This window comes from Pseudomonas sp. HMWF021 (genome assembly GCF_003061005.1).
Taxonomy (GTDB): Bacteria; Pseudomonadota; Gammaproteobacteria; order Pseudomonadales; family Pseudomonadaceae; genus Aquipseudomonas.
Genome location: NZ_QAIK01000138.1, coordinates 25,297 through 26,780, shown reverse-complemented (window position 1 = coordinate 26,780; position 1,484 = coordinate 25,297). Strand labels below are relative to the sequence as shown.

Here is a 1,484-nt window from a genome sequence, read left to right as displayed (position 1 = left end):
ACTATCAGGCCTGCTGCCGGGTCGCTGCCCGCACACAAAATCTGTGACCACCGCAGAACCCTGTGGGAGCGGGCTTGCCCGCGAAGGGGCCAGTCCTGCCACCATCAAACCATCAGGCCTGCTGCCGGGTCGCTGCCAGAACGATCTCGCGGATGCACACGCCCTGCGGTTGCTCATAGGCATAGGCAATCGCTGTCGCCACGTCCTCGGCGCTCAACACCGTGCCGCCCATCTCCTGCTTCCACGCCTGGTAGCCGGTCTTGATCGCTTCATCGGTGGTGTGGCTGAGCAACTCGGTTTCCACCGCACCCGGGGCTATGGTGGTGACGCGCACGTTGTGCGGCGCCAGTTCTTCGCGCAGGTTTTCCGACAAACCATGCACCGCGAACTTGGTGCCGACGTAAGCCACGTGATTCGGGAACGTCTTGCGCCCGGCCACCGAGCTGACGTTGATGATCGTGCCGTGCTTGCGCTCGACCATACCGGCGACCACGGCATGCACGCCATTGAGCAGGCCTTTGACGTTGACGTCGAGCATCTGCTCCCACTGCGCCGGATCCTGCTCGCTCATCGCACCCAGCAGCATCACGCCGGCGTTGTTGATCAGCGCATCGGCCGGGCCGAATTGCGCTTCGGCCTCGGCCACTGCCGCGAGCAGGGCGGTGCGATCAGTGATGTCGACCTGACGGCTGAGGCTGTTTGGCAACTCCAGTGCCTGCAGGCGTTCAATCCGGCGCGCCAGCAGCAACAGCGGATGACCAGCAGCGCTCAAGCGGCGGGCCGCGGCTTCGCCAATGCCCGAACTGGCCCCGGTGATGATGATCAATGGCTTGCCCATGGTTGAACTCCTGAAATAAGAAAATCAAATGACTGAATGCCGGACGCAGTATATTTAGCCCCTTCACGGCTGAAAAATGCCTTATTCCTCTGTCTGTCATCGGAATCACCTATGGATATCCGCCACCTCAAAGCCTTTCTCGCGGTGTTCGAAGAACGCAACATCACCGCAGCGGCGCAACGTTTGTTCATCAGTCAGCCGACGCTGTCGGTGACGATCAGACAGCTTGAAGACGAACTCGGCGCGACGCTGTTCGTGCGACTACCCCGTGGGGTCGAGGTCAGTGCCGAGGCTCGGCTGTTGTACCCGCAGGCGCGGCGCATGGTTGCCGAGTCCGAAGCCCTGAGCCGGATGTTTCGCGGCGGCGAAAACCGCGTGGCGCTGACGCTGGGCATCGAAGGCGATATCGCTGCCAGCCACATCGAAGCCTTCGTGCGCATGGCCCATCAGGCCTTGCCCAATCTGCTGCTGACGCTGGAGGAGGGCTGTCACGGTGACGGACGGCTGGCGGTGGAGGAGATGTGCTGCGAGGACGAACTGTTCCTGCCGCTGTGGGAAGAACCTTACGTGATGGCGCTGCCGCTGGACCATCCAATGGCGGCGGCGCAGGCGGGATGGGCGCCGATTGAAGACTGGATCACCTGCC

At 62.6% G+C, this 1,484-nt stretch carries 2 protein-coding genes; one reads left to right on the top strand and one right to left on the bottom strand.

Annotated elements, in window-relative coordinates; genetic code table 11:
• Window positions 1-112: 112 nt before the first annotated feature.
• Complete coding sequence (locus DBR18_RS19500; protein WP_108591526.1) at window positions 113-838, bottom strand: SDR family oxidoreductase; 726 nt, start codon at window positions 836-838, stop codon at window positions 113-115.
• Window positions 839-949: 111 nt separating this feature from the next.
• Between DBR18_RS19500 and DBR18_RS29485 the strand changes: the two genes are divergently transcribed.
• The coding region (locus DBR18_RS29485) for a LysR family transcriptional regulator (protein ID WP_256588796.1) at window positions 950-1,484 on the top strand (535 nt) is incomplete at its 3' end.

Bases quoted from the DNA above. Each gene is read 5' to 3' on its own strand.
- DBR18_RS19500 (WP_108591526.1), bottom strand. From the start codon at position 838: ATGGGCAAGCCATTGATCATCATCACCGGGGCCAGTTCGGGCATTGGC.